Source organism: Brevundimonas sp. (genome assembly GCF_031082345.1).
Lineage (GTDB): Bacteria > Pseudomonadota > Alphaproteobacteria > Caulobacterales > Caulobacteraceae > Brevundimonas.
In genome coordinates this window covers 1-4312 of the sequence record NZ_JAVHLH010000242.1, presented here as the reverse complement: position 1 = coordinate 4312, position 4312 = coordinate 1, and the positions used below count along the sequence as shown (strand labels likewise).

The 4312-nt window shown below is 71.5% G+C and carries 7 protein-coding genes; 1 reads left to right on the top strand and 6 read right to left on the bottom strand.

The annotated features are described in order from the left end of the window. Positions 1 to 866, top strand: an 866-nt coding sequence (locus tag RDU12_RS13160) for a S41 family peptidase (RefSeq protein WP_308685037.1), incomplete at its 5' end; no start/stop codon positions are given. Here RDU12_RS13160 and RDU12_RS13155 read toward each other — a convergent pair. The 6 genes from RDU12_RS13155 to RDU12_RS13130 form a co-directional block, all read right to left on the bottom strand. Continuing rightward, the gene (locus RDU12_RS13155; RefSeq protein ID WP_300291886.1) at positions 863 to 1870 is read right to left on the bottom strand and encodes a fumarylacetoacetate hydrolase family protein; all 1008 of its coding nucleotides are present in this window, start codon (positions 1868 to 1870) and stop codon (positions 863 to 865) included. The two genes, RDU12_RS13160 and RDU12_RS13155, sit on opposite strands and share 4 nt — an antisense overlap. Positions 1871 to 1914: 44 nt before the next feature. After that, positions 1915 to 2616 carry a hypothetical protein gene (locus RDU12_RS13150; protein WP_300291888.1) on the bottom strand — a complete coding sequence of 234 codons (702 nt, stop codon included), beginning with the start codon at positions 2614 to 2616 and terminating at the stop codon, positions 1915 to 1917. A 115-nt stretch (positions 2617 to 2731) separates the two neighbouring features. Beyond that, positions 2732 to 3016: a hypothetical protein gene (locus RDU12_RS13145; protein WP_300291890.1), complete on the bottom strand. Its 285-nt coding sequence runs from the start codon at positions 3014 to 3016 to the stop codon at positions 2732 to 2734. Next, complete coding sequence (locus RDU12_RS13140) at positions 3007 to 3519, bottom strand: isoprenylcysteine carboxylmethyltransferase family protein (RefSeq protein WP_300291892.1); 513 nt, start codon at positions 3517 to 3519, stop codon at positions 3007 to 3009. Before RDU12_RS13140 ends, RDU12_RS13145 begins: the two co-directional genes overlap by 10 nt. Further along, positions 3516 to 3731 (bottom strand): cupin domain-containing protein, encoded by a 216-nt coding sequence (locus RDU12_RS13135; protein ID WP_300291893.1) that lies wholly within the window; start codon positions 3729 to 3731, stop codon positions 3516 to 3518. Before RDU12_RS13135 ends, RDU12_RS13140 begins: the two co-directional genes overlap by 4 nt. Positions 3732 to 3882: 151 nt before the next feature. Further along, on the bottom strand, positions 3883 to 4312 hold a 430-nt coding region (locus RDU12_RS13130), incomplete at its 5' end, for an isoaspartyl peptidase/L-asparaginase (RefSeq protein ID WP_308685033.1).

The window sequence follows — 4312 nt, the reverse complement described above, 5'->3', positions numbered from 1 at the left end:
CCCACTATGTGAGGGTCGAGCGGACGCCGGCGATCCGGGCGCGGCTGGCCGGGCGGCGCAATGTCTATATGGCGCTGACCGATCCGGAGGCCTTCCGCCAGGCGATCAACGCCGACCTGCTGGCCGCGTCGGGCGACAAGCATCTGCAGGTGTGGATCGAGGGGCGCAGCCGCGACGACGTCGCCGCCGAGGGGCCCGGTCCGACGATGGAGCAGATGGGCGCCGAGGAGGCGCGGAACGGCTGGGGCGTGCGCGAGGCCAGGGTGCTGGACGGCGGCGTGGGATATCTGAACCTGGCGTCGTTCAGCGGCCATCCGGACTCGGCGGCCGCGATCGATGCGACGATGGCGAAACTGGCCGGGGCGCGGGCGCTGGTGCTGGACCTGCGCGACAACCTGGGCGGCGGAGAGGCGGCGCTGCGCCAGCTGATGGGGCATTTCGCGCCGCAGCCGATGCGGCTGGAGGACATCCAGTTCCGGCGCTGCAAGCCGAACCCGGACGACCCCGAGGACTGCGTCCCGGACGGGCGTGACACGTTCGAACGTTTCGCCAATGCGGTGGCGGAGCCGACCTTTCCGACCCAGCCGATCATGGTGCTGGTCGGGCCGGGGACCTTCTCGGCGGCGGAGGCCGTGGCCTATGACCTGCAGGCGGCGGGCCGCGCCACGGTGATCGGCGAGGTCACCGGCGGCGGGGCCAATCCCTCGATCGCCATGGATCTGGGCCCGTGGTTCACCGTCATCATGCCGATCGGCGAGGCGCGCCATCCGGCGACCGGGACCAACTGGGAGGGCGTCGGGGTGCAGCCGGACGTGGCCGTGTCGGCCGACCGGGCGCTGGAGGAGGCGCTGCGGCGGGTGGGCTAGACTGGCCCGACCGTCTGTTCGATGGCGCCGAAGATGGAGTGGTGGTGGTCGTCCAGCATCTCGATGCGGACGGTGTCGCCGTGTTTGAGGAAGGGGGTCTCGGGCTTGCCGCGCAGGATGGTTTCGACCGTGCGGACCTCGGCGATGCAGGAGTAGCCCAGGCCGCCGTCGCTGACCGGCTTGCCGGGGCCGCCGTCGGCGTCGCGGTTGGAGACGGTGCCCGAGCCGATGATGGTGCCGGCGCACAGGTTCCGGGTCTTGGCCAGATGGGCGATCAGGGTGCCGAAGTCGAAGGTCATGTCGGTCCCGGCGTCGGCCTTGCCGAAGTCCTGGCCGTTGAGCTGGACGTTCAGCTGGCCCTTCAGCTTGCCGTCCTGCCAGCGGTCGCCGAGGGCGCGCGGGGTGACGAACACCGGCGACAGGGCCGAGGCCGGTTTGGACTGGACGAAGCCGAAACCCTTGGCCAGTTCGGCCGGGATCAGGTTGCGCAGGCTGACGTCGTTGACGAGGCCGACGAGGCGGATGTGGCTTAGGGCCTCTTCGCGGCTGACGCCCTGGGGCACGTCGCCGGTCACGACCACGACCTCTGCCTCGAGGTCGCAGCCCCAGCTCTCGTCGGCCAGCGGGATCGGATCGCGGGGGGCGAGGAAGCCGTCGGAGCCGCCCTGGTACATCAGGGGGTCGGTCCAGAAGCTCTCGGGCATTTCGGCGCCGCGCGCCTGCCGCACGAGGGCGACGTGATTCACATAGGCCGAGCCGTCGGCCCACTGATAGGCGCGGGGCAGGGGCGAGGCGGCCTCGCGTTCATGGAAGCGGCCGCGCGGCACGCCGCCGTGTTCGAGGCTTTCTGACAGGGCCCGCAGATGCGGCTCGACCCGGTCCCAGTCGTCCAGCGCCGCCTGCAGGGTCGGGGCGATCAGGAAGGCGTCGGTGAACCAGGCGAGGTCGCTGGAGACGAGGACGAGGCGGCCGTCGCGGCCATGCTTGAGTGAGGCGAGTTTCATGCGTCCGGCTTAAGGGGTTTCCACGCCGGGGGGAACCGCCTGCGTCAGTGATGCGCAGCGCCGTGGCTGAGCGGCGGACGCCGCGGGCCCGGATTGGAGAGCTCGGCGATGACCGCGCGCATGTCGCCCTCGCGGGCCGACCGGTGGCGCCAGTAGTCATTGAAGTCGGCGACCGCGAGCCGAAGAGCGTCGTTGCGCTCCTTGGTGGTCATCGAGCGTTTGCTGTGTCCGGGGCGTCCGGGGTGGTCGGTCGCCGTCGGGTGGATCGAGACGATGGTGACATTGGCGGCGGCCGACGAGGCCGGAGCGTTCGCGTCGTGGCGCGCCGCCGTCGCGTCCTCCTCCGGGGGAGGCTCATGGCCCGAAGGCTCGCCCCCGTGCCCGCCCTCGCCCTTCAGCGCCCGGGCGAGGGCGTCGACGCACCCGGTCAGTTCGCCGCCGAACTTCAGGGTCTTGCCCAGACGAGCGCGGAGGATGCGGTGGAGGTCAGAGGCGCGGGCCGGGAGGGCCTCGGTGTCGGCCTTCATGGCGGCCTTGGCGGCGTCGTCGATCGCCTTCCAGATGGCCCCGGCGGCGTCGGCCCGCTTCGAGCGCGAGTCCGCCCCGATCAGCCAGCCGATCATGGCCGCCACCAGCACGGCGAGCAGGACCGCGCCCCAGAACATCGGATCGGCGCCGATCATGATGGTCGGGTCGAGCGGGGCGCCGACCGCATCGACGCCGGCGAAATCGTCGTCGTAGGACATGGGGCTCCCCGCTGGAACGACCGCCGTTCGCGGACGGGGGCATCTTGCCCCCGCCGGGCCGCTTGGCAACGGTAAAGGTTAACGGCGTGGCGGATTCGCCGGGTGCGCGAACTGGTCAGTCGGGGGTGATCAGGGCCTTGGCCTCGGCCCCGGTGCGGGCCCCGACGTCGCGCACCTCGATCTCGACCGCGACCGAGCCCTCCGGATCATGGGCCCAGAGATAGCGGCGCTCGATCTCGACCTCGCGGCCCGAGGGGGCGAAGCCGGTGAAGCTGTCGCCCCAGGGGGTGATGGCCTTGATCTCGGTCCAGGCCAGGCCGCAGGCGGCGTCCAGCTCCTCCATGGCCATCAGGGACAGTTCGTCGCGCGGATCGGGGCGCGGGTCGGGGGCTACAGCCATCGCCGCACCCGGGCGCGATAGGCGTCGTAGTCGGCGCCGAATTTGGCGGACAGGTAGCGCTCCTCGCGCTGGATCACGAAGCGGTCGACGACGAACAGGCAGGGGATCAGCAGGAGCAGGACGAGGACGCTGTCCATGGCGATGGCGAGTCCGACGTAGGTGATGGCGAAGCCGAGGTAGATGGGATTTCGGCTGAAGCGGTAGAGGCCGTCCGTGCCGAGGACGGTGCTCGGTTTCCACGGCTCGACGGCGGTGCCGAGGCGGCGGAAATAGCCGGCCGCGGCGCCGTCCAGCAGCAGGCCGCCGATGATCAGCGGCAGGGAGACGATGCGGCGCGCCTGGGTCTCCATGCCGAAGCCGAGGCTCAGCCAGCCGTGAAGCTCGGACCCGACGACGGCGGGGTTGGCGAAGCGGAAGACGACCCAGCCGGCCAGCAGGAAGCCGATGTAGATCAGCGGCGGCGGGGCGATGACGCCGGGGGTGTCGCGCTGGGTCTTCGTCATACGGTCTGGCCCTGGGGTGCGGTGAAGTCGGAGGCCGGGGCGTCGCCGGTGTTGATCACCTCCGACGGCTCGAAAATCAGCACCTCGGCCTCGTCGTCGGCGGCGGTGCGGTGTTCGACGCCGCGCGGCACGACGATGAACTGGCCGGGATCGAGGGTCTCGATCCGGTCGCGGAACTCGACCCGGAAGCGGCCCTTCCAGACCAGGAACATCTCTTCGGCGCCGGCGTGACTGTGCCAGGGGAAGACGCCCTGGACCTTGACCAGCCCACGTCCTGGCCGTTCAGCCGGGCGGCGACGCGGGGGCGCCAGTGGTCGGAGAAGGCGGCGAACTTTTCCGCCAGGTCGATGGTCGCGCCGGTGGTCACGGGCGCAGCGCCTCATCGCCGTAGATGGCCACGCGCGCGGGCGCATCGGCCGAGACCGCGCCGCGGTACATGCCGGAGGTGTTGATGGCGAAGGCGGGCATCCCGTCCAGGCCCATGACGATGACGCCGCCGTCGCCGCCGATGGAGCCGACGTCGGCGATCTCGGCCTCGGCGGCGGTCTGGACGTCGGCGCCGGCGGCGGTGCGGTGGCAGATGTCGCGGGCCACGGTGGCGCGGATGAAATACTCGCCCGATCCGGTGGCCGAGACGGCGCAGCCGTCGGCGTTGGAGGCGTAGGTGCCGGCGCCGATCACCGGCACGTCGCCGACCCGGCCCCAGCGCTTGGCGGTCATGCCGCCGGTCGAGGTGCCGGCCGCGAGCCGGCCCTGGCTGTCGAGGGCGACGGCGCCGACGGTGCCGAATTTG

Excerpts from the sequence above, each read along its gene's own strand:
- RDU12_RS13155 (WP_300291886.1), bottom strand. The coding sequence starts at position 1,870 with ATGAAACTCGCCTCACTCAAGCATGGCCGCGACGGCCGCCTCGTCCTC.
- RDU12_RS13150 (WP_300291888.1), bottom strand. The coding sequence starts at position 2,616 with ATGTCCTACGACGACGATTTCGCCGGCGTCGATGCGGTCGGCGCCCCG.
- RDU12_RS13145 (WP_300291890.1), bottom strand. The coding sequence starts at position 3,016 with ATGGCTGTAGCCCCCGACCCGCGCCCCGATCCGCGCGACGAACTGTCC.
- RDU12_RS13140 (WP_300291892.1), bottom strand. The coding sequence starts at position 3,519 with ATGACGAAGACCCAGCGCGACACCCCCGGCGTCATCGCCCCGCCGCCG.
- RDU12_RS13135 (WP_300291893.1), bottom strand. The coding sequence starts at position 3,731 with ATGTTCCTGGTCTGGAAGGGCCGCTTCCGGGTCGAGTTCCGCGACCGG.